This window comes from Nocardioides rotundus (genome assembly GCF_019931675.1).
Taxonomy (GTDB): Bacteria; Actinomycetota; Actinomycetes; order Propionibacteriales; family Nocardioidaceae; genus Nocardioides; species Nocardioides rotundus.
The window spans coordinates 1,302,848-1,329,259 of the sequence record NZ_CP082922.1 but is presented as its reverse complement, the minus strand read 5'-3'; the positions used below and the strand labels follow the sequence as shown (position 1 = coordinate 1,329,259).

At 71.9% G+C, this 26,412-nt stretch carries 22 protein-coding genes; 6 read left to right on the top strand and 16 right to left on the bottom strand.

All coding sequences use genetic code 11. From position 1 onward, the window contains the following. Nucleotides 1-37 precede the first annotated feature (37 nt). From K8W59_RS06585 to K8W59_RS06545, 8 genes are all read right to left on the bottom strand, one after another. Nucleotides 38-1,057, bottom strand: a complete 1,020-nt coding sequence (locus tag K8W59_RS06585) for an FUSC family protein (RefSeq protein ID WP_223398497.1) — start codon at nt 1,055-1,057, stop codon at nt 38-40. 129 nt (nt 1,058-1,186) lie between these two features. Further along, nucleotides 1,187-1,789 (bottom strand): transglycosylase family protein, encoded by a 603-nt coding sequence (locus tag K8W59_RS20280; RefSeq protein ID WP_317846315.1) that lies wholly within the window; start codon nt 1,787-1,789, stop codon nt 1,187-1,189. 78 nt (nt 1,790-1,867) lie between these two features. Further along, entirely contained in the window at nt 1,868-3,151 is a 1,284-nt protein-coding gene (locus K8W59_RS06570) for an MFS transporter (RefSeq protein ID WP_223398478.1), read from the bottom strand. 63 nt (nt 3,152-3,214) lie between these two features. Then, nucleotides 3,215-4,363 carry an acyl-CoA dehydrogenase family protein gene (locus K8W59_RS06565; protein WP_223398463.1) on the bottom strand — a complete coding sequence of 383 codons (1,149 nt, stop codon included), beginning with the start codon at nt 4,361-4,363 and terminating at the stop codon, nt 3,215-3,217. A gap of 58 nt (nt 4,364-4,421) precedes the next feature. After that, nucleotides 4,422-5,636 carry a formaldehyde dehydrogenase, glutathione-independent gene (fdhA, locus tag K8W59_RS06560; protein ID WP_223398454.1) on the bottom strand — a complete coding sequence of 405 codons (1,215 nt, stop codon included), beginning with the start codon at nt 5,634-5,636 and terminating at the stop codon, nt 4,422-4,424. Nucleotides 5,637-5,715: 79 nt separating this feature from the next. Further along, nucleotides 5,716-6,009: a hypothetical protein gene (locus tag K8W59_RS06555; RefSeq protein ID WP_223398449.1), complete on the bottom strand. Its 294-nt coding sequence runs from the start codon at nt 6,007-6,009 to the stop codon at nt 5,716-5,718. A gap of 86 nt (nt 6,010-6,095) precedes the next feature. Continuing rightward, nucleotides 6,096-6,638, bottom strand: a complete 543-nt coding sequence (locus tag K8W59_RS06550) for a hypothetical protein (RefSeq protein WP_223398447.1) — start codon at nt 6,636-6,638, stop codon at nt 6,096-6,098. Nucleotides 6,639-6,703: 65 nt separating this feature from the next. Further along, nucleotides 6,704-7,756: a 1-aminocyclopropane-1-carboxylate deaminase gene (locus K8W59_RS06545; protein ID WP_223398445.1), complete on the bottom strand. Its 1,053-nt coding sequence runs from the start codon at nt 7,754-7,756 to the stop codon at nt 6,704-6,706. A gap of 38 nt (nt 7,757-7,794) precedes the next feature. Between K8W59_RS06545 and K8W59_RS06540 the strand changes: the two genes are divergently transcribed. The 3 genes from K8W59_RS06540 (at nt 7,795) to K8W59_RS06530 (ending at nt 10,806) form a co-directional block, all read left to right on the top strand. Beyond that, complete coding sequence (locus tag K8W59_RS06540) at nt 7,795-8,631, top strand: hypothetical protein (RefSeq protein WP_223398436.1); 837 nt, start codon at nt 7,795-7,797, stop codon at nt 8,629-8,631. Then, nucleotides 8,628-9,356 carry a DUF429 domain-containing protein gene (locus K8W59_RS06535; RefSeq protein ID WP_223398434.1) on the top strand — a complete coding sequence of 243 codons (729 nt, stop codon included), beginning with the start codon at nt 8,628-8,630 and terminating at the stop codon, nt 9,354-9,356. Before K8W59_RS06540 ends, K8W59_RS06535 begins: the two co-directional genes overlap by 4 nt. Before the next feature lie 148 nt (nt 9,357-9,504). Next, on the top strand, nt 9,505-10,806 hold the full coding sequence (locus tag K8W59_RS06530) for an HNH endonuclease signature motif containing protein (RefSeq protein WP_223398431.1): 1,302 nt from the start codon (nt 9,505-9,507) through the stop codon (nt 10,804-10,806). A 20-nt stretch (nt 10,807-10,826) separates the two neighbouring features. Here K8W59_RS06530 and ctlX read toward each other — a convergent pair whose 3' ends face one another. After that, a complete protein-coding gene (gene ctlX / locus K8W59_RS06525; RefSeq protein ID WP_223398429.1) occupies nt 10,827-11,861 on the bottom strand; it encodes a citrulline utilization hydrolase CtlX in 1,035 nt (344 codons plus the stop codon). 32 nt (nt 11,862-11,893) lie between these two features. On the opposite strand from ctlX, the gene K8W59_RS06520 reads away from it, so the two are divergent. Beyond that, on the top strand, nt 11,894-13,363 hold the full coding sequence (locus K8W59_RS06520) for a protein adenylyltransferase SelO (RefSeq protein ID WP_223398427.1): 1,470 nt from the start codon (nt 11,894-11,896) through the stop codon (nt 13,361-13,363). A gap of 26 nt (nt 13,364-13,389) precedes the next feature. Here the strand turns inward: K8W59_RS06520 and K8W59_RS06515 are convergent, their stop codons facing one another. Then, nucleotides 13,390-16,770, bottom strand: coding sequence for a hypothetical protein (locus K8W59_RS06515; RefSeq protein WP_223398425.1), 3,381 nt, complete (start codon nt 16,768-16,770; stop codon nt 13,390-13,392). Between the two features lie 119 nt (nt 16,771-16,889). Here K8W59_RS06515 and K8W59_RS06510 point away from each other — a divergent pair, with 119 nt between their 5' ends. Together K8W59_RS06510 and K8W59_RS06505 are read left to right on the top strand one after the other, a co-directional pair. Next, on the top strand, nt 16,890-17,714 hold the full coding sequence (locus K8W59_RS06510) for a helix-turn-helix transcriptional regulator (RefSeq protein ID WP_223398423.1): 825 nt from the start codon (nt 16,890-16,892) through the stop codon (nt 17,712-17,714). A 432-nt stretch (nt 17,715-18,146) separates the two neighbouring features. Then, nucleotides 18,147-18,569 carry a hypothetical protein gene (locus K8W59_RS06505; RefSeq protein ID WP_223398421.1) on the top strand — a complete coding sequence of 141 codons (423 nt, stop codon included), beginning with the start codon at nt 18,147-18,149 and terminating at the stop codon, nt 18,567-18,569. 114 nt (nt 18,570-18,683) lie between these two features. Here the strand turns inward: K8W59_RS06505 and K8W59_RS06500 are convergent, their stop codons facing one another. The 6 genes from K8W59_RS06500 to K8W59_RS06475 all read right to left on the bottom strand — a co-directional run bounded on the left by K8W59_RS06500 (nt 18,684) and on the right by K8W59_RS06475 (nt 26,412). Beyond that, complete coding sequence (locus K8W59_RS06500) at nt 18,684-20,756, bottom strand: M14 family zinc carboxypeptidase (RefSeq protein WP_223398419.1); 2,073 nt, start codon at nt 20,754-20,756, stop codon at nt 18,684-18,686. 127 nt (nt 20,757-20,883) lie between these two features. Next, nucleotides 20,884-21,225, bottom strand: coding sequence for a DUF2200 domain-containing protein (locus K8W59_RS06495; protein ID WP_223398417.1), 342 nt, complete (start codon nt 21,223-21,225; stop codon nt 20,884-20,886). A 23-nt stretch (nt 21,226-21,248) separates the two neighbouring features. Further along, nucleotides 21,249-21,983 carry a hypothetical protein gene (locus tag K8W59_RS06490; RefSeq protein ID WP_223398415.1) on the bottom strand — a complete coding sequence of 245 codons (735 nt, stop codon included), beginning with the start codon at nt 21,981-21,983 and terminating at the stop codon, nt 21,249-21,251. Between the two features lie 19 nt (nt 21,984-22,002). After that, nucleotides 22,003-22,653 carry a SatD family protein gene (locus K8W59_RS06485; RefSeq protein ID WP_223399749.1) on the bottom strand — a complete coding sequence of 217 codons (651 nt, stop codon included), beginning with the start codon at nt 22,651-22,653 and terminating at the stop codon, nt 22,003-22,005. A gap of 52 nt (nt 22,654-22,705) precedes the next feature. Next, nucleotides 22,706-25,693 (bottom strand): bifunctional [glutamine synthetase] adenylyltransferase/[glutamine synthetase]-adenylyl-L-tyrosine phosphorylase, encoded by a 2,988-nt coding sequence (locus K8W59_RS06480; RefSeq protein WP_223398413.1) that lies wholly within the window; start codon nt 25,691-25,693, stop codon nt 22,706-22,708. Beyond that, nucleotides 25,690-26,412 carry a type 1 glutamine amidotransferase gene (locus tag K8W59_RS06475; RefSeq protein ID WP_223398403.1) on the bottom strand — a complete coding sequence of 241 codons (723 nt, stop codon included), beginning with the start codon at nt 26,410-26,412 and terminating at the stop codon, nt 25,690-25,692. The genes K8W59_RS06480 and K8W59_RS06475 overlap by 4 nt, the downstream gene beginning before the upstream one ends.

Here is a 26,412-nt window from a genome sequence, read left to right as displayed (position 1 = left end):
GACGCAAGCCCCGCCCACCTCCCGCAGGGTGGGCGGCTCAGGGTCGCCGTACCAGCACCGCGGCCGCGACGCCCGCGGTGACGCCGATCAGCGTGTCCACGCCGCGCGCCAGCAGCATGGTGAGCGGGTCGGCGGGGTCGGCCAGCTCGGTCATGATCATGATCAGCGGGGTGAAAAAGCCGAGCGCGACGCCGTGCCGGCGACTCATGAAGAGCTCGGTGGGGAACATCAGCACCATCACGACGATCGCCAGGACGGTGGCGCTCGGCTCGGGCACGAGCACGAGCGCGGTCACGACCAGACCGATGAGCGTGCCGCTCACCCGCTCGCGCGCCCGGCGGAGCACGGCGGGGATGTCGGGCGGGTCGCCGGAGGTGACCACGGCCAGGGGTACGGCGGCCGCCGTCATCGCCCAGTTCGCGTGATCGACGCCCAGCAGCATCCCGGCGGTGCCCGCGGCCGCGGTCGCCAGGGCGTAGCGGGAGGCGTGGGTGAAGGCGCCCGCGGAGAACCGGTTGCGTCGCAGCGGAGACTCCAGGCGCAGCGTGTGCAACACCGTGCGCAGCCCGCTCGCCGCGATGCCCAGCCACAGCGCGAAGGCCGCCGATCCGGCACAGATCGCCAGCGCCACCCACCAGGAGACCAGCTCGGGCCCGACGGTGGCGGTCGCGCCGAGCGCGAAGATCCCGAAGAACGGGCCGCCCGGGCGCAGCTGGAGCCGGTCCGCGACCAGCGAGCCGACGGTGGCGAACGCGGTCACGGTGAGGATCAGCACCGCGGGGCCGGCGCGCAGGTGGGAGACCGCCAGCCCGAGCGCGACGCCGGTCACCACCATCCCGGCGCCGTGGAACTGGTGCCGCAGCCGCTCGGCCGGCTGCTCGAGCCGGCCGTACATCCCGGCGAACGAGCCGAGCACGGCGTAGAGGATCAGCTCCGGGTGACCGGCGGCGATCAGGACGAGGCCGGGTACGGCGACCCCGAGCATCACCCGCCCGGCGTGCCGGTGGTCGTGGCTGGCCCGCTCCCGCCACCAGGAGGCGAGGGGGTCGAGGGCCACGGGCCGACACTACGTGCCCGGCGACGGGAGCGAGCGCTCGGCGGCCCGGGAAACGCGGCGACCGTGTGGGTTCGAGGTCATCGGATGACTCCGAACCCACACGGTCGAGGACGGACGGGAGCGAGCGGGTCAGCCCTCGGGGACGGCGAGCTCCTGGCCCACGAAGATGACAGAGGGGTCGGAGACCTCGGGGTTGAGGGCGAGCAGGCCCTCGACGTCGGTGCCGTGCCAGCGGGCGATGGAGTAGAAGGTGTTGCCCGGCTCCACGACGTAGGTCCCGGTGGCGCCGGAGTCCCCGCGCGAGACGGGCGCCTCGCGCTCCTCGGCGGGCTCCGGCGCGGGCTCGGGCGCGGGCTCGGGCGCGGGCTCCTCGGCCGGGGCGGGCTCCCCCGCCGCCTCCGCCGCGCCCAGTCCGAGGCGGCTCGAGCAGGCGGGCCAGGCACCCCAGCCCTGCCCGTCGAGCACCTTCTCGGCGATCGCGATCTGCTGCTCGCGGGTGGCGAGGTTCGCCTGGCTGGCGTACTGGCCGCCGCCGTACCCGATCCAGCTCGCCGGGGCGAACTGCAGGCCGCCGTAGTAGCCGTTGCCGGTGTTGATCGACCAGTTGCCCGACGACTCGCACTCGGCGAGCGCGTCCCAGGTGGCGTCGGAGGCGGCCAGGGACGGTGCGGCGGTCAGGGTCGCGGCGGCGGCCCCGAGGCCGATGGCGCCACGGACGAGGACTCGGCTCATAGCAGACATGGTCCGGGACGCTAGCAGCGACACGCCACAACTGTCACATGTGTCCCATGAATCACACTGATGTAGGTCTCAGGCGATCACCGGCGGCCGGTACCGCACGAACGGGGTGCTCGGCCGGGCCAGCAGGGCGGTGAGAACGACGACGAGGAGGCCGCCCAGAGCCGTCGTCGGGCCGGCGCCGAGGACGGGAGAGACCAGTCCGTGGAGTACGTCGGCGACCCTCGGGCCGCCGGCCACCACGACCAGGAACACCCCCTGGATCCGCCCGCGCATCGCGTCGGTGGCGGCGGTCTGCATCATCGCCGTACGGAACGACGCGGAGATCACGTCGGCCACCCCGCCGAGGACGAAGAAGAGCGCGGCGAGCCACAGCAGCCACGACAGCGCCCCGTCCGCGGCGGTCACCGCGAGCCCCATCCCGACCATGGCCAGGCCCCAGCAGCCGATCGCGATCGCGACGGCCAGGCCGTGCCGGTGCACCCGACTCACCCAGCCGGAGAAGAGACCGCCCAGGAACGCTCCGACCGGCATCGCGGCGAACAGGATCGCGAAGGCGAGCCCGCCCTCCTGCGGGCCCCCGAAGTCGACGTGCGCCATCTCCGGCACCAGCGCCCGGGGCATGCCGAACACCATCGCCACCAGGTCCAGGACGAACGACATCAGCAGCACCGGATGGCCGCGGAGGTAGACCAGCCCGTCCCACACCGAGCGCAGTCCCGGCGTGCTCGGCGGCGCGTCCGGATCACGATCCACCGGCATCGCCGGCAGCGAGACCACGGCCCACAGGGTGACGAAGAAGGTCAGGGTGTCGGCGAGGTAGAGCCAGGAGTACCCGATCACCGGGATCAGCGCGCCGCCGATCAGCGGGCCGGCGATCGCGCCGGCCATGAACACCGTCGTGTTGAGCGCGTTCGCCGCCGGGAGCAGGCCGGGCGAGACCAGCTGGGGGATGATCGCGCCGCGCGCCGGGTGGTTGACCGCGAAGCACGCCTGCTGGAAGGCGTAGATGCCCAGCAGCAGCCAGACGTTCGTGTTGCCGAGCAGCGCCTGCACCCACAGCGCCCCGGAGGCGAGGATCAGCCCCCAGGTGGTGATGGCCAGCAGCCGCCGCCGGTCCATGTGGTCGGCCAGCGAGCCGCCCCAGAGCCCGAAGACGAGCAGGGGCACCAGGCCGAAGATGCCGGTGAGGCCGACGTACGCCGAGGAGCCGGTCATGCCGTAGATCTGGGCCGGCACCGCCACGACCGTCAGCTGCGCCCCGAGGACCGAGACCGCCGAGGCGATGAACAGCCGCCGGAAGTTCGGCTCGCGCAGCGGGCGGGTGTCGGCGAGCAGCCCACGGAGACTCGACACCGGAGCACCCTACGGCCCCTCGCCGCCCGAGCCTCCTCGAGGCCCCTCGCCCGTCGTACCGAGTCAGCCCTCGAAGCCCCGCACCAGGTTCCGGGCGACGATCAGCTTCTGGATCTCCGAGGTGCCCTCGTAGAGCCGGAAGAGGCGGCAGTCGCGGTAGAACCGCTCGACGGGGACGTCGCGCATGTATCCCATGCCGCCGTGGATCTGGACGGCGCGGTCGGCGACCCGGCCCACCATCTCGGTGCAGAAGAGCTTGGTGGCCGAGGGGGCGACGAGCCGGTCGGTGCCGTCGTCGTACTGTCGGGCCGCCTCGAGCACCATGGCGCGGCCGGCGTAGGCCTCGGCCTGACTCTCGGCGAGCATCGCCTGCACGAGCTGGAAGGAGTCCAGCCGCTGCCCGCCCTGGGTGTTGGTGGTGATGTGCTTGAGGCACTCGTGCACCAGCCGCTCGGCCATCCCGACGGCGACCCCGGCGATGTGCACGCGTCCCTTCACCAGCGACTTCATCGCGGTGCCGAAGCCCTCCCCCTCGACCTCGCCGACGAGGTGGTCGGCGGGAACCCGCACGTCGTCGAGGAAGACCTCGGAGGTGGTGCTGCCGCGCTGCCCCATCTTGGCGTCCTTGGGGCCGACGGTGACCCCGGCCGCGTCGGTGGGTACGACGAACACCGAGATCCCCTTGGTCCCGGAGTCGGCGTCACCGGTGCGGGCGAAGACCATCAGCAGCTGCGCGGAGCCGGCGTTGGTGATGAACCGCTTCTGCCCGTTGAGCACGTAGTCGTCGCCGTCGCGGACCGCGCGGGTGCGCAGGCCGCTCGGGTCCGAGCCGGCCTCGGGCTCGGTGAGCGCGAAGGAGGCGACCAGCTCGCCACTGGCCAGGCCGGGGAGCCAGCGCTCCCGCTGCGCCTGGGTGCCCGCGTTGACCAGCACCTGCCCGGCGATGCCGTTGTTGGTGCCGAACATCGAGCGGAACGCCGGCGTGGTCCAGCCGAGCTCGAGGGCCAGCCGGACGTCCTGCTCGGCGGTCACGCCGAGGCCGCCGTACTCCTCGGGGAGGGCGTAGCCGAAGAGCCCCATCTCCGCCGCCAGCTCGCGCAGCCGGTCGGGGATGGCGTCGGTCTCCTCGATCTCGTCCTCGGCGGCCACCACCTCCTTGCGCACGAAGGTGCGGACCGCTTCCAGCACGGCGGCGAAGTCGTCGGGGTCCATCGGGCCTCCTCCAGGGGTCGGACGACCATCGTCGCCCGACCACCCGGACGAGCGCGAGTCAGCCCACCATCCCGTGCGGGTCGATCACGTACTTCTTGGCCGCGCCTCCGTCGAAGTCGCGGTAGCCCTCGGGTGCGTCGTCCAGGCTGATCACCGTCGCGTTCACCGCCTTGGCGATGTTCGCCTTGTCCGCCAGGATCATGTTCATCAGCTGCCGGTTGTACTGCTTGACCGGGCACTGGCCGGTGACGAAGTAGTTCGACTTCGACCAGCCGAGACCCAGGCGCACGCCGAGCGTCCCCTCCTTCGCCGCGTCGTCCACGGCGCCGGGGTCGCCGGTGACGTAGAGGCCGGGGATGCCGATCCCGGCACCGGCGCGGGCGACCGTCATCGCGTCGTTGAGCACCGTCGCGGGCGCCTCGTCCGCGCCCTGGCCGTGACCGCGCGCCTCGAAGCCCACCGCGTCGACCGCGGCATCGACCAGGGGCTCCCCCACGATCTCCGCGACCTTCTCGCCCAGCTCGCCGTCGGTGGTCAGGTCGATCCCCACGCAGCCGAAGGACTCGGCCTGCTTGAGCCGGTCCGGGTTCATGTCGCCGACCATCACCACCGACGCGCCGAGGACCTGGGCGGCGAAGGCGGCGGCCAGACCGACCGGGCCGGCACCGGCGACGTAGACCGTGGATCCGGTCGTCGTGCCTGCCGCATAGGCGCCGTGATAGCCGGTCGGGAAGATGTCCGAGAGCATCGTCAGGTCGAGGATCTTCTCCAGCGCCTGGTCGCGGTCGGGGAACTTCAGCAGGTTGAAGTCGGCGTAGGGCACCATCACGTAGTCGGCCTGCCCGCCGATCCAGCCGCCCATGTCGACGTACCCGTAGGCGGCGCCGGGACGGGCCGGGTTCACGTTGAGGCACACGCCGGTCTTGCCCTCGTTGCACAGGCGGCAGCGGCCGCAGGCGATGTTGAACGGCGTGGAGACGATGTCGCCCTTCTTGACGAAGAGGACGTCGTCGCCGGCCTCGACCACCTCGCCGGTGATCTCGTGGCCGAGCGTCTGCCCGACCGGCGCCGTGGTGCGGCCGCGGACCATGTGCTGGTCGGAGCCGCAGATGTTGGTGGTGACCAGCTTCAGGATCACCGCGTGGTGGGCCACCTGCGGGATGCCGAAGTGGGACGCCACCTCCTGCGGGATCTCCAGCTTGGGGTAGTCGATCGACTCGACGGCCACCTCGCCGGGGCCCTTGTAGACGACAACGCGGTTGGAGTCACTCATGGCCGGACTCCTCCTCTCCCTCGGGAGTGCCCACGATGCTCCTGGCGCTCAGCCTTGGCTAGAGACCTTCAGAGGGGGCTCACAGTCGCAGCTGCTGCCGCAGTCCGGGTACGTCGGCCACGGTGAGCGTCACTCCCGGGTGTCTGATCCGCCCGGTCGGCTCGATCCCCCGCACCGGCTCGGACAGCTCGATGCACAGCGCGTCGTCCCGGTTGGTGGCGAAGGTGATGCCGTGGTCGACGAAGGAGAGGTGTGGCGGGCCCGCCGTACGGTGGAACTTGAAGCCACCCGTGCGGGAGACCGCGTCGATGTTGGACAGCGGCGTCTGCAGGCGCCACGGGCCGAAGTGCACCCGCAGCTCCTCTTCGTCCACCTCGACCCACGTCGTACGAGGAGTGATGCCGAACGGAAGGGCCGCTCGGCGGTACGACGGCTCGAAGGCGAACGGGTATCGCCGGTTCAGCGCCCCAGCCGATCGAGAAGACCGGCCGGACCACGCTGCTGCTCGCCCAGGTAGGAGTCGAGCACCAGCAGTCCGCCGGTGGTCACGGGAACCGCCCACTGCAGCCAGTCCATCCGCCGGTCCAGCTCGGCCTCGCTGGCCGATACGGCGGCCGCGGGGTCGGCGTCGGCGCTGCGGAGCGGGTCGCGCTGCTCGGCGAGCTTGCGGCCCTGGCTCCACGCGGCGGCGGTGGCGGCGAGCGCGAGGCCGGTGAGCCCGGTCTTGAGGACGACCGCGTTCCGGGTCGGGCGGTGGAGCACGGTGCGCCGGCGGTTGTCGGCGATGATCCCGAGGCCGCTGAGGAGGTGGAGCCCGATCGCCCCGCCCTGGACGGGTCCCCAACGCTGCCAGCCCGCCCCGGCGATGCGGGCGGCAGCGGCGTCGCCGCCGGCCGTGTGCGAGGCGGGGTTGAGGGCGACCGCGCCCATCAGCGAGCCTCCGAACCACGCGGCGTTGGTGAGGAGGTGCGTGGCCCTGACGAGGGTGCTGAATCCAGTCATGCGCGCGACGTTAGAAGCCTTCGAGCCGCCGCGGCACACCCTCCGGAGTGCGCCCTTGGGAGGGTCTACGTCTGGTCGGGGACCTCCTCCGGTCCCTCGTCGAAGATGCCGGGGTAGGCGTTGAGCGCGGGCTGGCCGCCGAGGTGGGCGTAGAGCACCGTCGACCCGGGCGGGATGTCGCCGCCGTTCACCAGGTCGACCAGGCCGGCCATCGACTTGCCCTCGTAGACCGGGTCCAGGATCACGCCCTCGAGCCGGCCGAGGAGCCGGATGGCCTCGACGGTCGAGTCGACGGGTACGCCGTACTCCTCCCCCGCCCAGCCGTCCAGCACGGTGATCTCGTCGTCGCGCAGGTCGCGGCCGAGCTCGATCAGCTCGGCGGTGTTGCGGGCGATCCGGGCCACCTGGTCGCGCGTCTGCTCCAGGGTGGCGGAGGCGTCGATGCCGAGGATCCGTCGCGGGCGCGGGTCGCTCTCCGCGAGCGCGGCGAAGCCCGCGACCATCCCGGCGTGGGTGGAGCCGGTGACGGTGCAGACGACGATCGTGTCGAAGAAGACGCCGAGCTCGCGCTCCTGCTCGGCCATCTCGAAGGCCCAGTTGGCGAAGCCGAGGCCGCCGAGCGGGTGCTCGGAGGCGCCCGCGGGGATGGGGTACGGCGTCCCTCCGGCCTCCTCCACCTCGGCCAGCGCCTGCTCCCACGACGGCCGGATGCCGATGTCGAAGCCGGCGTCGTCGAGGCGTACGTCGGCACCCATGATCCGGGAGAGCAGGATGTTGCCGACCCGGTCATTGCCGGGGTCGTCCCAGTCGACCCAGCGCTCCTGCACCAGCCGGCACTTCAGACCGAGGTGCGCCGCGACCGCCGCCACCTGCCGGGTGTGGTTGGACTGGTAGCCGCCGATCGAGACCAGCGTGTCCGCACCCTTGGCGAGGACGTCGGGGACGATGTACTCGAGCTTGCGGACCTTGTTCCCGCCGTACGCCAACCCGCAGTTCACGTCCTCGCGCTTGGCCCAGATCTCCGCTCGGTCGCCCAGGTGGGCGCTCAGCCGGCGGAGCGGGTGCACCGGGCTCGGGCCGAAGGTCAGGGGGTAGCGCGGGAACGTGGCCAGGTTCATGGATGGAGGCTAGTGGGAGTTCAGGACACAATCTGGGGATGACAGTGGCGTACGAAGTCAGATTCGAGACCGATGCGGTGCACGGGTCCAGCACTCGTCGACTGCCGTTCGAGCCGAAGGGCTGGCTCAGGTCGTACCGCGACTGCCTCCGCTCGACCTTGAGTCAGCTGCGTCTCTATGAGGACGTAGGGCTGCGCGCCGTCTACTCAACCCCCACCCACGAGTTGGCCGACCTCGAGAACGTGCTCTTCTACAACCTGGGGAGCAGCAGCTACCGGCATCTCACCCATCACGGCGTCGAGGCATTTCGGACCTCGAGCTCCGACGAGCGGCATCACGTGTCGTACCAGCTGACCTCGCGGAGCGAGATGGGGATGCAGCAGGGTGAGCCGCTCGCTGAGGTCACGCTGGACGCGCTGCCGACGCCTCGGGACAAGGCGGGTGCCTGGTGGGCTGCCATCCGGGATCGCGTGCAGCCCACCGGCGCGCAGGCGACTGCGGAGTTCACCGTGGAGATCGTGAGCCATGGCCAGGTCACGGCACTCGTCTCGGCGATGAAGCCGATGTTCGACGGCCTGATCTCGGCTCTCCATAGTCACGACGGCTCCCACCGGGAGCAGATCTCTCGTGAGCTCGGACGCTTCGGGGACGCGGAACAGCTATGGGCGCGTCTCAACGACGGCAGTTTCGCTGTTCTGGGTCCCCCGCGTCCGCTGATCCGGCCGCATCGAGAGGGCATCGCTTGGAACCCCGCTGACGAGCTCTGCAGCGCCTTCAGCATTCTGCCGGCTGCTTCCGGCCCGGTGCTCAAGGCAACCGTGCGGAGTGCTGTGGCGCACTCCCTCGGCTCAGGGTCGGTCGCGGGATCACGGTGACCGTCCTCGGCATCGACCTCGCGTGGAGCACGCGCGGGCGGACGGGCGTCGCGGAGCTCGACGGTGCCGGTCGACTGGTTCGGGTGGGGACGCTGCGGTCCGACCCCGAGCTCGATACGTGGATCGGCGACACGGAGCCGGCTGTCGTCGGGATCGACGCTCCGATCATGGTGGTGGACGAGTCCGGGTCGCGGCCGTGTGAGAAGGCGATCGCCCGTGCTTTCGGACGTTTCGACGCCGGCCCGTACCCCTCCAACCGGGGCAACCCCATCTTCGACCCACCGCGCGCGTGGACGCTGGCCGGCCGTCACGGCTGGTCCGTGGATCCCGGGTCCGACGTACGCTCGCTCGCCCTCGAGGTCTACCCGCACGCCGCGATGGTCGGGCTGTTCCGCCTCGGTCGGGTCATCCCCTACAAGGCGCGGCCGCAACGCGCGCTGGCGGATCGCATCGCCGCCTTCGAGGTTCTGTGCAGCCAGCTGGAGTCTCTCCCGTCACTCGGGCTCGCGAGCAGTGAGGAGTTCGCCGACCTTCGCCGCGCGATCACCGTCGCTACACGTCCTGTGGACCTGGCGATCGTCGAGGATCAGCTCGACGCGATCGTCTGCGCGTACGTCGCCTGGCTGTGGCAGCACGATCGGCCCGCGCTGCGCCTGTACGGCGACGCCGCGACCGGGTTCATCGTCGCGCCGCCGGCTCCGGACTGGCCGCCGAGCCCGCGCTGAGACCGGGATGCGGAGATGGTTGCTGGATCGGTGTCTTTGGGAGGGTTCGCCGTCGATTGTCGTAGACCAAGGAAGCAGTGCTTCCGATCACATTCGATACTATGATCGAATCAGCACAGCATCCACACACCGCCGAAAGGTCCCCCTCATGGTCTCCCTGGTCCCCGACCCACCGTCCGGGGAGTGGCACGCCCCCGGGACGGGGGCGTCGGCGCGGTTGGAGGCACTGAGCAGCGGCCTCGAGGGGGTGCTGGACGGGCTGGCCGAGCTACCGCTGACCGCGTTGTCGGACGAGCAGGTGGCCGGGCTGGTCCACCAGCTCACCGCCGCCACCGGGAGGCTGACCCACGCCCTGGCCCGCACCGTCGCGGACGCCGAACGCCGCGCGATCCACCACCAGAGCGGGCACCGGTCCGCCGCGGCGTGGTACGCCGACGCCACCCGGGTCACCCTCCGCGAGGCCCGCCGGCTCGTGAAGTTCGGGCTCGAGCTGGGCTACGACGCCAACGCCCCGGTCGCCGACGCGCTCTCCTCCGGTCAGATCCGGGCCGATCAGGCCGCAGTGATCCTCCGCGCGGTCGACACCCTGCCCGACACCGTCGACACCGAGGTGCGGGAGCAGGCGCGGGACCGGCTGCTGGCCGACGCCGCGCACTTCGACGCCGACGCCCTCCGCCGCCTCGGCAAAGGCATCCTCGACATCGTCGCCCCCGAGATCGGGGAATCCCACGAACAGAAGATCCTCGCCAAAGAAGCAGCGGCCGCCGCCCAGGGCGCATCGCTGACGATGTACGACGACGGCCACGGCCGCACCCACGGCACCTTCACCATCCCCGCCCACCAAGGCGCCATGCTCCGCCAAGCCATCCACGCCATCGCCAACCCGCAACGCCACGACCACGAGACCCTCAAAGACCCCACCACCGGCGACTGGCGGTCCGTGCCCGAACGCCACGGCGCCGCATTCGGGGAGCTCATCGAGCGCTACCCGGTCGACCAACTCCCCTCCACCGGCGGCGTGAACGCCCAGATCGTCATCACCATGACCCTCGACACCCTCACCACCGGCACCGGAGTCGCGACCCTGGACAACGGCGACCACATCGACGCCGGCACCGCCCGCCGCCTGGCCTGCGAAGCCGGCATCATCCCCGCCGTCCTCGGCGGCCCCTCCGAAGTCCTCGACCTCGGCCGGACCCGCCGCTACCATTCGAAAGCCCAGCGCATCGCCCTCGGGATCCGCGACCGGGGCTGCACCGCCCGCGGCTGCACCATCCCACCCTCAGGCTGTCACGCCCACCACGACCGACAATGGGCCCGCGACCGAGGTAGCACCAACATCCGCGACTGCCGCCTCTACTGCCCCCACCACCACCGACGAGCACACGACCCGGCCTACCAGACCGTGATCCACGCCGACAACACCGTCACCTTCCACCGACGCAGATAGGCCGACCCAGAGCGGCAAGCTCACGCCTCCGCGAGCGCGACCTCCTGGCCGTCCGCGGTGAGCGGCTCGCCCTCGTTGATCGCCTCGACCGCCTCGGTGAGCTCGGGCTCGGCGGCGGTCGGCCGCGGGTCCAGGTGGACCCCGGCAATCATGCAGCGCACGGAGCCGCCCGCCAGCTCGATGGTCGGGATGTCGACGGCGACGATCTCGCAGGACTCCTCGATCGCGGCGACCTGGTCGGGCCGCAGGCTGGCGAGCGCGCGAGCGGACATCGCCATCACATAGCGGCGCCGGCCGTCCGGCGTACGACCGCACAGCTCCACCGCGTTGCCGGCGAACTCGCGCACCTGCTCCTCGGTCAGCTCGATCACCGTGCGCCCGGTGACCGTCAGCCGCTCCCGCACCTCGGCACGACGTCGCTCGTCGGCGATCATGTCCAGCGCGAACAGCGCCACCTCCGTGCCCACGCAGGCGATCACGTTGGTGTGGTAGACCGGCACGCCGCCGGAGTCGACCGCGTCGAAGGCCATCGGCTCATACCCGAAGTCGGTGCAGAAGCGCTCCAGCACGTGCGTGTCCGCCCGGTGGCTGCGCGCGGTGTAGGCCACCCGCGACACATGGTCGAGCACCATCGCGCCGGTGCCCTCGAGGAAGATGCCGTCCGGCTCCAGACCGGAGTAGTCCACGATCGACTGCACCCGATAGCTGGACTTCAACATCTCCAGCACGTCGGCCCGCCGCTCGTGGCGCCGGTTCGAGGCATACATCGGGTAGACCGCCACGGTGCCGCCGGCGTGCGTGGAGAGCCAGTTGTTGGGGAAGACGCTGTCCGGCCGGGTGTGGTCGGAGTCGGAGAAGACATGCACGCGTACGCCGACCTCGCGCAGCGCCTCGGCGACCGCGTCCATCTCCGCCAGCGCCCGCGCCGACGTGGCCACCTCGGACTGCCCGACAGGAGCCTCGGCCTGGAACGCGTTGTCGGCGGCGGTCGCCGGGTTCGGGGTGAACCGCTCGGCACGGATCAAGATGACAGCGGAAGGGGCCTGAGCACTCACGGTGCCGGAATCTAGTGCATACGCTGGAGGGCATGCGCTGGCCCTTCGACGACAGCTACGCCCGCGACCTGACCGGGCTCTACGCCGACGTCTCCCCCACCCCGGTCGCCGAGCCGCGACTGCTGGCGTTGAACGAGCCACTGGCCGCCGACCTCGGCCTGGACGTGCCCGCGCTGCGGACGCCGGACGGGGTCCCCGTACTCGCCGGGAACGCCGTACCCGAGGAATCACATCCGATCGCCGAGGCCTACGCCGGACACCAGTTCGGCCAGTTCGCCGGCGTCCTCGGCGACGGCCGGGCCGTGCTGCTCGGGGAGCTCGCCGACACCACGGGCACGCGCCGCGACCTGGCGCTCAAGGGGTCGGGGCGCACCCCGTTCTCCCGCGGCGGCGACGGTCGCGCGGCCATCGGCCCGGTGCTGCGGGAGTACCTCGTCAGCGAGGCCATGCACGCCCTCGGCATCCCCACCACCCGCTCGCTGGCGGCGGTGGCGACCGGCGAGGTCGTGCTCCGGCAGCCGCCCGAGCCGGGGGCGGTGCTGACTCGGGTGGCCTCCTCCCACCTGCGGGTCGGGACGTTCGAGCTGGTGCGGGTGACCGGCGACCCCGAGCACGTGCGCCGGCTGGCGGCCTACGCGCGCGAGCGGCACTTCCCCGACATCGCGACCTACGACGAGGACCCGCTCGCCCTGCTCAGCGCGGTGGCCGAGCAGCAGGCGAGCCTGATCGCGCAGTGGCTCGCCGTGGGCTTCATCCACGGGGTGATGAACACCGACAACATGGCGATCTCCGGGGAGACCATCGACTACGGCCCGTGCGCGTTCCTCGAGGCGCACGACCCGCACGCCGTCTTCAGCTCGATCGACGGCCAGGGCCGCTACCGGTACGGCGCCCAGCCGAGCATCGCCGCCTGGAACCTCGCTCGTCTTGCCGAGTGCCTGATCGCCCCGCTCGGCGAGGACGGCGGCCCGGTCGCGGTCGAGGACGCCACCCAGCGACTGCACGCCTTCGTCGAGCAGGTTCGGGCCGAGCACTCGGACCTGATGATCCGCAAGATCGGCCTGGCCGAGCGCGCCGAGGGAGACGAGGAGCTGGTCGCCGACCTGCTCACCCGGATGGAGAAGGACCGGCTCGACCACACCCTGACCTTCCGCCGCCTCGCCCGGGTGCTGCGCGGCGAGGCCGAGGCCGCCCGCGGGCACGCCCTCGACCTGGCCGCCTGGGACGAGTGGCAGGAGCGCTGGCTGACGCGCGTCGGGGGGAGCGCGGAGGAGCGCACGGCGACCGCGGAGGCGATGGACGCGATCAACCCGCTCTACATCCCGCGCAACCACCTGGTCGAGGAGGCGCTGGAGGCCGCACGCAAGGACGACCTGGAGCCGTTCGAGGCGCTGCTGGCCGCCGTACGCGATCCCTTCACCGAGCGGCCCGGCCTGGAGAGGTACGCCGAGCCCGCGCCGGCCGGGTTCATCGACACCTACCGGACCTTCTGCGGGACCTGACGACGGGCCGCTGACCGTCACCACCGTCACTGGAACGCGTTGACCCGGGTGTCGACCACCCAGCCGCCGAGACGCACCCCCTGCTCGGCACGCCCGCGGATGCCCAACCGGTCCTCGCGGGCACTGATCAGCACCATCCCCCAGTCGTTGGTGGCCAGCACCAGGGACTCCTCACCACGGACCGGGCGCCCGACGGAGTAGCGGGTGTCGACGGTGGGCAGCCAGTCGTCGAACATCTCCCCCACTCGGTGCGCGCAGACGACCACGAGCCGGCGCCCGACGACGGTCAGCACACCGATCAGGCCGGGCGTGGAGAGCCAGACGTCCTCGGCGCCGGTGTGCAGGTACCCCACCGGACCGAACCGGTCGCGGGTCACGTCGACGTCCCACTCCTGCACCGTCGTGCCGTGGCTGGCATAGGCCCGACTGCGCCATGCGCCCGCCTCGTCCAGCTCCAGGAAGCCGTGAGCGCCAGGCGTGGTCACCAGCAGACCGGAGCGCCCGCTCCCCCGGAGATCCGCGGCCGGGCCGAGCCGCAGCGCCTCGGGGTCCAGCGGCGCGCCGAGCCCGAAGTCGGTGGCGGCATCGATCCGGGCGATCAGGTGCGGGCCGCCGACGAAGGAGACCAGTCCGAGTCCGCGCGGGCCGGCGAGCACCAGCTCGTCGTACCCGTCCCCGTCGAAGTCACCGGCAGGCCCGATCCGATCCGTCCGCGGATCGAAGTCCCAGGCGCCGAGGGAGGCGCCGGCGGTCAACACGAGCCGGGGTACGGCGTCTCCGTCCATCCCGGCGACGAGCAGGCCGGCCTCGCTGACGAAGACCGCGTCATCGCGATGCGGGTCGAGGTAGCGACCGGCCGGACCGGCGAGCACACCCAGCCCCGGCACGTCCCACCCGTCGAGCGGCTTGCCGGCTGGCGCCAGGGCTGTGAGGGCGAACCCGCCCGCGGTGGAGCGCAGGCACGCCAGGCCACCGGGACCGCGCACCCACACCTGGTCCGGCTCCCCGGAACGGAACTCACCACTGGGACCGAAGCGGTCGCGGGTGGTGTCCAGCCTCCACCCGCCGAGGTCACTCCCGTTGGGCGCCATCGCCAGGCTGGTCAGCTCCCACTCGCCGTCCGCTGCCAGTGCACCGATGCCCCAGGGGGAGCTGACCAGGATCTCCGACGTCCCGGATGCGTCCAGGTCCAGCCGACGCAGCGGCTCCCGGCCACAACCCCGGCCGACCCACCGGGCGGAGTCGGTGTTCCCCGCGAGCTGGTGCCGCCAGGTCGCGCCGCCTTCGATCGTGCCCGGTCGGGCGATCTGCTCCGGCCCGCACCACACGGTCCCGTCGGGCGCGAAGCCGTAGGTCGTGATCTCGAGCCGGTCCAGGGTCCAGGCCGAGGCGAGAGCCCGGCCCAGGGTGTCCAGGAACCCGTCGCGCGCCGGAGCGCTCTGCTCGCGGAGCTCCCTGGTGAACTCCTCGAACGCGTTCTGCCTGCCGGTCGAGCCCTCGTCGTCGCTCTCCCACAGCTGCAGCGCCAGGGTGAGGTGACCGTGCCGGTCGGGCACCCCACGCGCGACGAACTCGCGGTCGAGCGCGCACGAGTCGCCGGAGTCCACGTCGTCGTAGGGACCGAACAGGTGCGCATCGGCGTCGCGGGCGGCCTGGTTGACCAGCATCGCGATCAGGAAGGGCTCGTCGGAGTCCGAACCGCGATCGACGTCGGACTCCTCGAGGCACTCCAGCCGGTCCAGCCGGATCACCCAGTCCGACAGGGGTACGGCGGACCCGCTCCGCGCCGTACGCCGGATCTGCCCGTGCACGCGGAAGACGCCCTCGTCGCCGCCGTCGAGCAGCAAGCTGAACGGGGACGGCCCGTCACCGACCGCGGCGAGCTGGGCCGGTGTCCAGACCCGGTGCTCGGTGGCCACCTGGTCGGCATGGCCGCCGATCAGGCTGAGGAGCAGATCCCCGATCGCGTAGGCGGCGTCGCGCATCGTGGTGACGAACCACCTTCCGAGCGACTCGAAGACGTCGCCCAGGTCGGCGGCGTCGTTGCGGAGCACCAGCTCGCCCGGCGGTGCGGGGAACGGGCCGAGATGGAAGACCTGGTCGTCGCCGATCTCGAAGTCGTCGTAGGCCAGCGCCGGCCCGGCGTCGGGCATGTTGTCCAGCAGCATCTCCCGCACCGCGGTGTCGGTGCCGGCGTAGATGTCGGCATCGGTGCCGGCTCCCTGCTCGTCTGCCGTGACCAGCCGCAGCCGGAGGAACCACTCCTCGGTCACCGGACCCGGCTCGGGCGGATAGGGGCCGGTGCCGATGAACCGGGCGCCCTGGCGGTGGAAGTCCTCGAACTGCGCCTCCCGCAGGTCCGCCGGGCTCTGCGGGTCCCGACGTACGTGATCCCAGAAGACGGCCAGGTCCGGGGCGGTCATCGCCCGGGCCAGCCCGCAGAGGATCTCCATGCTCTGCCGCTCGGCGAGGGCCAACGCGGTCGCGAAGAGCAGGTCGGCGTCGGCCTGGGGGAACCCCCGGACCTGGGTGCCGATCGGCGCGACCCAGTGGGAGTCCAGAGCGATGCCCGGCGGGGCGAGGTAGACCAGCCCCGCCGGCACCCGGACGCCGTACACCGTGGTCGACCCGAGCGCGACCCCCTCCCGGCAGGCGCGGTACATCTCGCAGACCGGGGTCTTGGTCAGCGGCGAGGCGGCGTGGCAGGCGATCTCCATCAGGCCCGGGTCGTGCCGCAGTACCGAGCACTCGGGAGCCAGCCGGCCGTGATGCACGATCCCGGGGACCGGTGACTGCTCGTAGTTGCCGGTGTAGAGCGCGACATCCCCGCCGAAGGGCAGCGGGTCGGTGAAGACCAGCGAGCGGCGCGCGGGATCGTCCACCCAGTTGGAGTGGGAGTAGAAGTCCTGGAAGGGATGCAGCGCGACCCCGACGATGTGCCGCGCGGCAGCCACCCGGTCGGCCAGCGGCATGCCCGATCGCGCCGCCCACATCACTCCGGCGATCATCCCGCCGCGGTAGCGGTGCCACATCCGCTGGATCTGCCGCAGGTCGGTCAGGTCGTCGAAGTGCATCGCGGTGAGCGTCGGGGCGAGGGAGAGGGCCGCCTTGAGCCGGTCCAGGCCGCCTGGCACCCACCACAGCGGGTTGTAGAGGTAGCTGTCGACGTAGTCGGTGTGCCACGACATCTCCCGGGCGGCTCCCTCGGCCCAGCCGACGGCGAGGGCGGCGTCGTGCGAGAGCCGGCGGTGATGCCAGTTCTCCAGATCCTCCGCATCCGCCAACGGATCCTCGCCGCCGAACCCCAGCATCGTCGAGGCGGCGATCCGACACCCCAGCCGGACCACAGCGATCTGCGTGCGCAACGCCCCCCACGGCCCTCCGTGGTCGCGGCCTCGTCGTGTCATGGCGACCCCCTCCCGACCTCACGATCGCGGGGTACGGCGGCTCCCCGCATCCGTGGAACCACGGAACCCGGGCGGATTCCCGGTTGCGGGCGGCTCCTGCTGCTCGGGAGACTCTGAGGGTGACGCCGCCCCGGCTGCGTGTGGCGGTCATGCCGACCGCGATGACCCGGACCTGCTATGAGCTGGCCCGGTCGATGCAGCGCTCCAGCCGACCCGTCGAGATCTCCCTGGAGCTGGGCTGGGCCACCCTGCTCAACCTGCAGCGCCTGGTCGACGGCGACCTGGACGCGCTGGTCGTCACCGGTCGCCTGGGCGACGCCCGGGTACGCCAGCGGGAGGTGGGCGTCGTGGGTTCGGCTCTCTACCTGGACGAGGAGCATCCGCTGGCGGCCGCCCGTTCGGTGCGCCTGCCCGAGGCACTGGCGCAGCCGACCTTCCGACGTCCCGAGGGGGTCGACGAGCGCTGGCATGCCGGCTGGCTGATGACCGCGCTGCGCGGCGGGGAGCCGACGTACTCCAGCGGACCGGGCGCCGACGAGCTCGACGTGCAGCGGATCATCGGGACTGGCCGCGCGACCGGGATCGCGCCCACCACCTGGTGCCGGCGGCCGGGCATCGTCGCGCTGCCGATCGTCGACGCCGACCCGGTGCCGGTGCTGGTCGCGACCCGGCCCGAACCGGAGTCGCCGGAGCTGGACGGGTTCCTGAGCGGCCTGACCGCCCGGCAGCACGTCGCCGGGTCGCTCAGCATGGCCGAGCGACGAGTGGTGAGCCTGGTCGCCGACGGTCTGTCGAACCGGGAGATCGCCGCCGCCCTCCATCTCTCGGTCCGCACCGTCGAGTCCCATGTCTCCTCCGCGCTGCGCCGTCGCGGCGCCCGGTCCCGGACCGACCTGGTGGCGGCCTGGTGGCACGGCGAGGACCCGGTCGGCGCCGGGTCGTGACTTCGCCGGGGACTCGGGAACGCCGACCACCGCGCTGTCTGTTCAAGGGTCAACCTCCCTGGTGGCTGCCCCTCCAGATCTACCGCTCGGCTCTGGCGGTGGTCATCGACGCGCCGGACGGGCGGAAGAAGCCAGGAACGTCACCTACGGCGGCGGTATGGACATCGGCATCATGTCGCTCTCCGCGCAGGCCGGGTACGGTCAGGACGTGCGGGTCTCGTTCACGTACCAGCGCCGAGGAAAGATCTGCGGCAACCGCAAGGGTGGCCCGGCGAACTCCCCTAGAGTCAGCGCGGGACCGAGGTGAAGCGACTCACGGGCGTCGTGGCGGTCCTCCTCATCGCCGCGACCGGCTGCGACTCAACGGCAGGTGAAGTCGCCCCTGGGCCAGGATCCCGTCCGCCACAGCTGGTCTCACCCGGAGCAAACCCGATGGAATCGCAGTTGCCCGCAAAGCGGCCCGGCCAGCCCTGGGTGCACGGCACCTACGTCATCTGCCTGGACAGACCCGGCACGGTGAAGGTCACCGACGTCAGGTTCGAGTCCGGGGACCTCGACGTCACCGACTGGGCAATACGTCCCAACCCCGGCGAGAAGGGGAAGCTCCTCGCCGGCGATGTCCCAGGGAGGTTCGCAAACCAGAACATCGAGAGCACCGGCACGACCCTGACCCGTGTCTGCGGCAAGGGGCAGACGAACACCTACGAGGTAGTGCTCCAGCTGCGCGCCGGCAAGACCAGCACCCAGGGCACGAACATCGAGGTGCTCTACACCAGCGCCGGGCGCGAGCAGACACTCACGCTCCCGGACCGAGTCGTGATGTGCATGCGGCCCGAGCGGCCCAATTGCGCATGACCGCGTCCCGTGACACCCGTGCTCGGTCGGTGGGGCAGGGGGAGAGTGCGGCGGGTTGCTGTCAGCGCGTGACAGCAACCCGCCGCGTTGTTGAGCCTGCGAGTCAGCCAAGCCTCACCGCTTGGCGGCGACCGCTCCGATCCCCGGGGCGCACGCATCGCCGGCCCGGAAGATCTCGCCCCGGTCGACGATCACCTCGCGGGTGGAGATGATCTTGCCGCGCCGGTTCTCACAGGTGAGCGTCCAGGCCTCCTTCAGCCCCGTGTACGTCGCCGGCTCCGGGCTCTGGAAGGTGACCTCTCCGGTCCAGTCGTCCTCGGCCGACCCGCCCTCGTAGTTGACCGCCTCGACCGTGTAGGTGCCGGGCACCGGGTCGGGGATGGTGGCCACCTCGGGGTTGTCCAACGTCGCGGCCGACGCGATCGGCTCACCCGCGGGGTCGAGGATCTGGTAGTCCCAGTCGGCGCCGTTGGGCCACTTGAACGACAGCGTCGCCGTGCCGTTGTCGGCCGCGGGCGGGCCCTGGATCTCGAAGGTCGAGGTCTCGCTCCCGCCCACCGCGGGCACGCCCTGAGGGTTGGTGAGGTCCGCGGGCTCCTGCGGCGGCGCCACCGGATCGCGCCCGTAGCGCCCGACCACGACCGGCCGGGTCGACGGGTTCACGTGCATGGTGAAGCTGCCGCCGTCGGAGATGTACCGCGTGGTCAGCGTGTCCTGGTAGTAGCGCGGACGCCCCTCGTTGCCCGCGGCGTCGATCACGTCGGAGGTCTGGGAGATGAAGCGCTTGCGCACCTGCAGGGTGTAGCCGGCGGGCGCATTGCCCTTGATCCGCGAGTGCAGCCGGTTGGTCATCGCCGCCTCCGCTGCGCGGTAGTAGGCCTCCCGGTTGCCGCCCTTGCCGGCTCCGTCGGCAGGCGCGACGCCGAGGTACTCCGCGACCACGCCCGCCTGGTAGTCGGGGTGGAACGTGTCCGGCCCGATCTCGAAGGTGAAGCCGAAGCCGCCGGTGTTCCAGTAGCTCCAGTCCTCCGTCGAGCCCGAGGTGTCATAGAGCTGGTACGACGCCTGGCTGGTGTAGGAGTTCGCCTCGGCCATCGAGTCGCCGAGCGCCTTGTACTCCACCTCGTCCGGCGACTTGCCGGTCGCGGCGATCGAGGGCACCCGCAGCACCAGGTTGGAGTAGGTGTGGTTGGTGATCATCACCGTGACCGCGCGGTCCGAGATCAGCTTGCGGATCGCCCTCACCTCGGGCTCCGAGCTCGGCGCGTCGCCGCGGTAGGTGTCCTGCCTCCAGTTCGTGGCGGCGCCGTTGCCGCCCCAGAACCCGGGATAGTTGCGGTTCAGGTCGGTGCCGCGCAGCCGGCCGGCGGGGTTGTCCTCGCAGGTGCCACCGCGCTCCTCCTCGGGCGTGAACTGCGAGATCCTGCAGTTCTTCCGCTTCATCTCGTAGTTGAACGCGGAGTAGTCCTCGCCCAGGACCGGGGCCTGACGGGAGATCTGGAAGCCGTCGACGTTGACGATCGGCACGATGATGATCCGCTCGTTGGAGAGGATCTCCCGGTTGCGCGCCTTGCCCAGTCGGTAGCCCTGGAGCAGGTCGTAGGCGAACTCCATCGAGTGCTCCGCGCTCGGCCACTCCCGCGCGTGGTGGGCGCCGAGCATCACGAAGGTGGGCTTGCCGTCCTGCACGGTGTCGGCGTTGCGGGTGATCTCGATGCCGCGGATCCGCTTGCCCAGCACCGTCCGCTTCGAGAGGGTGATCGGCTTGGTGAGCGTGGGGTACTTGTTGGCCAGCTCGGTGAGCTCGGACTGGTAGTCCGAGAGCCGTCGATACGTCGTCCGCCCGCTCGGCAGCGGCGACTCCGCCACCCGGGCGGCGTAGCGCTGGTTCTTGCGGGCGTTCGCCCGCGTCTGCGCCTCGAGGTCGGCCACCCGGACGTCCCAGGTGAAGCCTGCCCGGCGCAGGGTCGCGGCGTCGCGGTCGCCGTACAGGACGACCTCGATGCCCTTGGTGGTCGCGTGCTCGGTGGCGTCCAGGCCGAGCGCGATCACCCGGTTGCGCTGCGCCCGCGTCGGCGCCTTGACGAAGACCACCTGGGTCTTCTCCCGATACTGCTGGACCCGGTCGCCTCCTCCGTCGTCCGGCGCGGCGACGACGGCGGTCGCCGCGAGACTGGTGCCGAGCACGGCCGCGAGTCCTGCTCCAAGCAGTCTCCGAGTGCTGAATGGACGGGTCATTGGTTGCCTCCCCAGGCTGGTCCGATGGCCCGACTCAACCTAGGGGGCCGAATGTGACCTGGGCAACACTCGCAGGTCAGGTCCGCAGGATCTTCTCCATCGGCCGGCCCTTCGCCAGCTCGTCCACGAGCTTGTCCAGGTAGCGGATCTGCCGCATCAGCGGGTCCTCGACCTCCTGCACCTTGACCCCGCACACCGAGCCGGTGATCAGCTCCGCGTTCGGGTTCAGCGACGCGGCGGCGAAGAAGTCCTCGAACGTCGTCTCGTCGGCCAGGTGCCGCTGCAGCTCGGCGTCGTCGAAGCCGGTGAGCCAGGTGATCACCTCGTCCACCTCGGCCCGGCTGCGTCCCTTCTTCTCCGCCTTGGTGACGTAGTGCGGGTAGACCGACGCGACGCTGGTGGTGAAGATCCGGCTCATGCGACCCGAGTCTAGGCAGCCGCTCAGCCGACGAGCACCAGGCCGCCGAGGGCGACCAGCCAGGAGCCGAAGGACCCGACGAGGAAGTACTCCGTCATCCTGTGCACCTCGGCCTGCTCCTTGGGCGAGGACAGCTCGGGGAAGCGCAGCAGCCCCTTGGCCGCGATCACGATGCTGGCCGCGGTGAGCTGCCCGGCGAGGCCGAGCCCGACGATGAGCAGCCGCTCCATCGGGCCGAGCAGCCGGCCGCCCTTGAGCGGGGTCGGCGGCAGCGAGCCGTCCTTGGTCGGGTTGATCGTGCCGGTGACGGCGAGCACCAGTCGGACGATCACGTTGCCGGTGGAGAGCTGGATGAGCAGCACGCCGAGCAGCAGCAGCGCCCGGTCGGGGTCGAGCGTGACCAGCACGTCGTACGGCGCCTCACGCAGCCACCACGCGACCAGCCCGCCCACCGGGCCGGCGTACGGCGAGAGCAGCAGCGCCACCGTGAGCGCGACGCTGCCGTAGGTCAGGGGCAGCGCGGCCGCCGCGCCTCCGTGCCGGAAGCCGCGGGTGACGGCGTAGCCCCACTCCAGCACCACCAGGGCGATCACGAAGGTCGCGAGCAGGTCCGCCCAGCCGGTCAGCCCGGCGACCGGGACGCCGACCGCCAGCACGGAGACCGCGCCGACGACCTGCGGCAGGTGCCGGGAGCGCCGGACGGAGTGGACCAGGTCGGTCACCGCCATGCCGATCAGCAGCAGCGCCAGCCAGCTCACCGCGCTCCTCCTCTCCGCCTCATCGGCCCACCCGGGCCAGCTGCTCGTGCCCGGCGACCAGCACCCCGAGCCCGTCGCTGCGGACCCGCTGGGAGACCGCGGAGGCCGAGACGCCCTCGGCCGCCGCGATCTCCTGCTGGGTGCTCCCCGCCAGCAGACCACGCAGCACCGACAGGGAGCGCTCGGACAGGCCGGTGACCAGCTGATCGCGCCACATCAGCCCGGGGTTGACCAGGTCGGGGTCGGGGCCCTCGATCCCGTCGGTGAGGACGTACGCCGTCCGCACGGATCGCAGGGTCGGGCGGGCCTCCTGCTCCTCGACCCGTTCGATGGCGGCGCGGGCCGCCCACCAGCCCGGGCCGTCCTCCACCCGGGGCTCCTCGGCCAGCACGCCGATCGCCCCCCAGCCGACGCCGTGCCGGACGTCGACCTGCGGCAGCAGCGCCAGACGCAGCACCAGCGTGGCGGCCAGCGCCTCGCCCAGGGTCGCGAAGACGCCCTGGTACTCATCGGCGACGGTGATCCGCAGCGGGGTCACCGGCTCCAGGGCCGTGTTGGCGTCGGTGAGCACCCGCTCCAGGTGACGGTGCAGGTCCGCGCGGTCGCCGCTCGTCCGCGAGCCCATCAGGTCCCCGATCAGCGTCGCTGAAGCAAATTGCTTCATATTCATCACCTGAAGAGGATACCTTCAATTCCCTCGAATCGACATCCGATCGGCTCCCTCACTCCCAGAACACCCGCTCGACCACGGCATGGGCCCGTCGGGTGATCCGCAGGAAGTCGTTGACCATCCGCTCGGAGTCGCCGGGTGGATAGCCCAGCACCATCGACACCGCGGCCTTCTCGCGGGAGTCGCGAGGCAGATGGTCCCCGGGCTTCCCGCGGACCAGGGTGATCGCGTTGCGCACCTCGCTGACCGTCCGCCAAGCCCGCTCGAGCACCTCGGCGTCGTCGCCGTCCAGCAGTCCCGCGTCGCGCGCCGCACGCAGCGCCTCCAGCGTGTGCGGCGTCCGCAGCCCGGCGTGCTCGCCGGCATAGCGCATCTGCAGCAGCTGCACGGTCCACTCGACGTCGGCCAGGCCGCCCCGCCCCAGCTTGAGGTGGGTCTTGGGGTCGGCGCCGCGCGGCAGCCGCTCGTTGTCCACCCGCGCCTTGATCCGGCGTACCTCGGAGACATCGTGGTCCGACAGTCCCTCGACCGGGAACCGCAGCGGGTCGATCAGCTCGGTGAAGCGCCGTTGCAGGTCCGCGTCGCCGACGACCGCCTCGGCTCGCAGCAGCGCTTGGAACTCCCACACCGCCGACCACTTGGCGTAGTAGGCGGCGTAGGACTCCAGGGTCCGCACCAGCGGCCCCTGCTTGCCCTCCGGGCGCAGGTCGGCGTCGACCTCCAGCGGCGGGTCCGTGGCGGGCATGGCGAGCAGCCGGCGCAGCTCCAGGACCACTGCCTTGGCGAAGCCCGCCGCCAGCTGCGGGTCGACGCCCTCGACCGGCTCGTGCACGAACATCACGTCGGCGTCGGAGGCGTAGGACAGCTCGAACCCGCCGTACCTGCCCATCGCGATGATCGCCATGCGCGTGGGCGGCTGGTCCAGGCCCTTCTGCGCGCACACCGCCCGCTGCGCCACGCTCAGCGTCGCCTCCAGGACGGCGTCGGTGAGCCGGGAGAGCCCGGCGCCCACGTCGGCGACGTCGGTCTCGCCGAGCAGGTCGCCGACCGCGATCCGCAGCAGCTCCCGTCGGCGGACCCCGCGGATCGCCCGGACGGAGTCCTCGACCCCCTCCTGCCGGGCCGCGATGGCCTGCATCTCCCGGGCCAGGGCCTCCGAGGACAGCGGGGTCAGGTCGGCGCCGAGCAGCCGCACCCCCTCCGGCTCCCGCTGCAGCAGGTCGGTCGCATAGCGGGAGGAGGCCAGCACCTTGGCCAGCCGCTCGGCGACCTGGCCCTCGTCGCGCAGCATCTTCAGGTACCACGGCGTCCGGCCGAGGCTCTCGCTGATCCGGCGGAAGCCGAAGAGCCCGGCGTCGGGGTCGGGGGCGTCGGCGAACCAGCCGAGCATCGCGGGCAGGAGGGTGCGCTGGATGGTGGCGGTGCGCGACACCCCGGCGGTGAGGGCCTCCAGGTGCCGCATCGCGCCCTGCGGGTCGTCGTACCCCAGCGCCTTGAGCCGGGCCACCGCCGCGTCGGGCGAGAGCCGAGCCTCCTCGCCGGGGATCTTCGCGACCGCGCCGAGCAGCGGGCGGTAGAACAGCTTCTCGTGCAGCCTCCGCACCTCGCGGCGATGGTGCCGCCACGCCTCGTCGAGCTGCTTGACCGGCTCGGAGCCGAAGCCCATCGCCCGGCCCAGGCGCCGCAGCGAGGCCTCGTCGTCGGGCACGACATGGGTACGGCGCAGCCGGTGCAGCTGGATCATGTGCTCCAGCCGCCGCAGGAACGCATACGCCTCGTGCATCCGCTCGCCGTCCTCGCGGCCGATGTAGCCGCCGCGGGTCAGCTCGGCCAGGGCGCTCAACGTCGTCGGCGGCCGGATCCGCTCGTCCGCACGGCCGTGCACGAGCTGCAGCAGCTGCACGGCGAACTCGACGTCGCGCAGGCCGCCGGAGCCGAGCTTGAGCTGCCGCTCGGCCTGGTCGGCGGGGATGTGGTCGAGCACCCGGCGCCGCATGGCCTGGACGTCCTCGACGAACCCGTCGCGCTCGGCGGCGTGCCACACCAGCGGTCGCACCATGTCCACGAACGCCTGGCCCAGCTCGAGGTCGCCCGCGACCGGCCGCGCCTTGAGCAGCGCCTGGAACTCCCAGGTCTTGGCCCACCGCTCGTAGTAGCCCTGGTGACTGGCGAGGGTGCGCACGAGCGGGCCCTGCTTGCCCTCGGGGCGCAGGTTCGCGTCGACCGGCCAGATGGTGCCCTCGGCGGTGTAGTCGGAGCAGACCTGCATCAGGTTGGACGCCAGCTGGGTGGCCGCCCGGGTGGCCACCGACTCATCGGCGCCCTCGACCGGCTCGTGCACGAAGATCACGTCCACGTCGGAGACGTAGTTGAGCTCGTGGCCGCCGCACTTGCCCATCGCCACCACCGCCAGCCGCACGCTGTCGGCCGTCTCTCCGACGCGCGCGCGGGCGATCGCGAGGGCGGCGTCCAGGGTGCCGGCGGCCAGCTCGGAGAGCTCGGCGGCCGCGTCGGGAAGCGCCAGGTCGTGCGTCAGGTCGCGGCTGGCGAGGCGCATCAGCAGGCGGCGGTACTCCACCCGCAGCGCGTCCACGGCCTCCCGGTCCGGCAGGGTCGAGGTCGGCCTGGCGTCGTCAGGGTCGGCGCCCACCGCGGTCAGCAGGGCGGCGCGGACGGCGTACGCCGCGGGGCGGGTGCTGCCCATCGTCGGGTCGCGCAGCTCGCGCCACTGCTCGGGGTGCTTGGCGAGGTGGTCGCTGAGCGCCTGGCTGGCGCCGAGCACCTGCACCAGGCGCATCCCGGTGCCCTCGTCCTCGGCGACCGCGGCGAGCAGCTTCTCCCGCTCCCCGTCCCGGCTCTCGACGGCCTCACCCAGCCGGAGCAGCCCGGCGAGCGCCTCGTCCGGGTCCGCGGCGCGGCCCAGCAGCGGCGCGATCGCCTCGGCGTGCTCCCCGAGCTCGGCCAGCCCGCTGGTCGCCGCCTGCGCGTCCTGGAACCCCAGGCCGAGCAGCTGGCCGCGACTGCGGACGGGTCGGCTCACCGGGGCGGCTCCAGCTGAGCGACGAACGCCGCGGCGAGCGGCCGCCATGAGGCCTCCAGCTCGGGTGTGGCCGCCTCGATCTCGGCGAGGATCGCGTCGGAGTCCAGGCCCCGGTCGAGGTGGTCCTCCCGCTGTCCGTCGGCCCAGCCGCGCACCACGGGCAGGTCGGCCTCGGGGTGCCACTGGACGCCCCACACGCTCGGCGCGAACCGGGCGGCCTGCAGCTCGCCGTCCGGCAGCGTGGCCAGGGGTACGGCACCCGGGCCGAGCTCGGTGACGATGTCACCGTTCCACTGGACGGCCCGGCGCGACCCGTCGAGCGCGCCCATCAGCGGGTCGTCGTCCGCCTCGGGGAGCCAGCCGACGTCGTGCAGCCCGACGCGCTGACCGGCCGGGTTGACGATCACCGTGCCGCCGGTCGCGACCGCGGCGAGCTGGTGGCCCAGGCAGATGCCGAGCAGCGACACGCGGGTCTCGGCCGCCTCCGCGATCCGTGCCTTCACCGCCGGCAGCCACGGCGCCTGCTCGTCGTCGTACGCGCCCATGTGGCCGCCCAGCACCACCCAGCCCTCGGCGACCGGCAGCGGGGGCACCTCCTCACCGGCCCACGGACGACACACGATGACCTCGGCTCCGGTCTCCCGCAACCAGCCGTCGAACAGCGCCGCGGGCGCGCCCGCTTCGTGCTCGACGATCAGGATCCGGGACATGGTCGACAT

Coding starts and splice junctions, on each gene's coding strand:
- K8W59_RS20280 (WP_317846315.1), bottom strand. CDS start 1,789: ATGAGCCGAGTCCTCGTCCGTGGCGCCATCGGCCTCGGGGCCGCCGCC.
- K8W59_RS06565 (WP_223398463.1), bottom strand. CDS start 4,363: ATGGACCCCGACGACTTCGCCGCCGTGCTGGAAGCGGTCCGCACCTTC.
- fdhA (WP_223398454.1), bottom strand. CDS start 5,636: ATGAGTGACTCCAACCGCGTTGTCGTCTACAAGGGCCCCGGCGAGGTG.
- K8W59_RS06550 (WP_223398447.1), bottom strand. CDS start 6,638: ATGACTGGATTCAGCACCCTCGTCAGGGCCACGCACCTCCTCACCAAC.
- K8W59_RS06545 (WP_223398445.1), bottom strand. CDS start 7,756: ATGAACCTGGCCACGTTCCCGCGCTACCCCCTGACCTTCGGCCCGAGC.
- K8W59_RS06540 (WP_223398436.1), top strand. CDS start 7,795: ATGACAGTGGCGTACGAAGTCAGATTCGAGACCGATGCGGTGCACGGG.
- K8W59_RS06530 (WP_223398431.1), top strand. CDS start 9,505: ATGGTCTCCCTGGTCCCCGACCCACCGTCCGGGGAGTGGCACGCCCCC.
- K8W59_RS06520 (WP_223398427.1), top strand. CDS start 11,894: ATGCGCTGGCCCTTCGACGACAGCTACGCCCGCGACCTGACCGGGCTC.
- K8W59_RS06515 (WP_223398425.1), bottom strand. CDS start 16,770: ATGACACGACGAGGCCGCGACCACGGAGGGCCGTGGGGGGCGTTGCGC.
- K8W59_RS06505 (WP_223398421.1), top strand. CDS start 18,147: ATGGAATCGCAGTTGCCCGCAAAGCGGCCCGGCCAGCCCTGGGTGCAC.
- K8W59_RS06495 (WP_223398417.1), bottom strand. CDS start 21,225: ATGAGCCGGATCTTCACCACCAGCGTCGCGTCGGTCTACCCGCACTAC.
- K8W59_RS06485 (WP_223399749.1), bottom strand. CDS start 22,653: ATGAATATGAAGCAATTTGCTTCAGCGACGCTGATCGGGGACCTGATG.
- K8W59_RS06475 (WP_223398403.1), bottom strand. CDS start 26,412: ATGTCGACCATGTCCCGGATCCTGATCGTCGAGCACGAAGCGGGCGCG.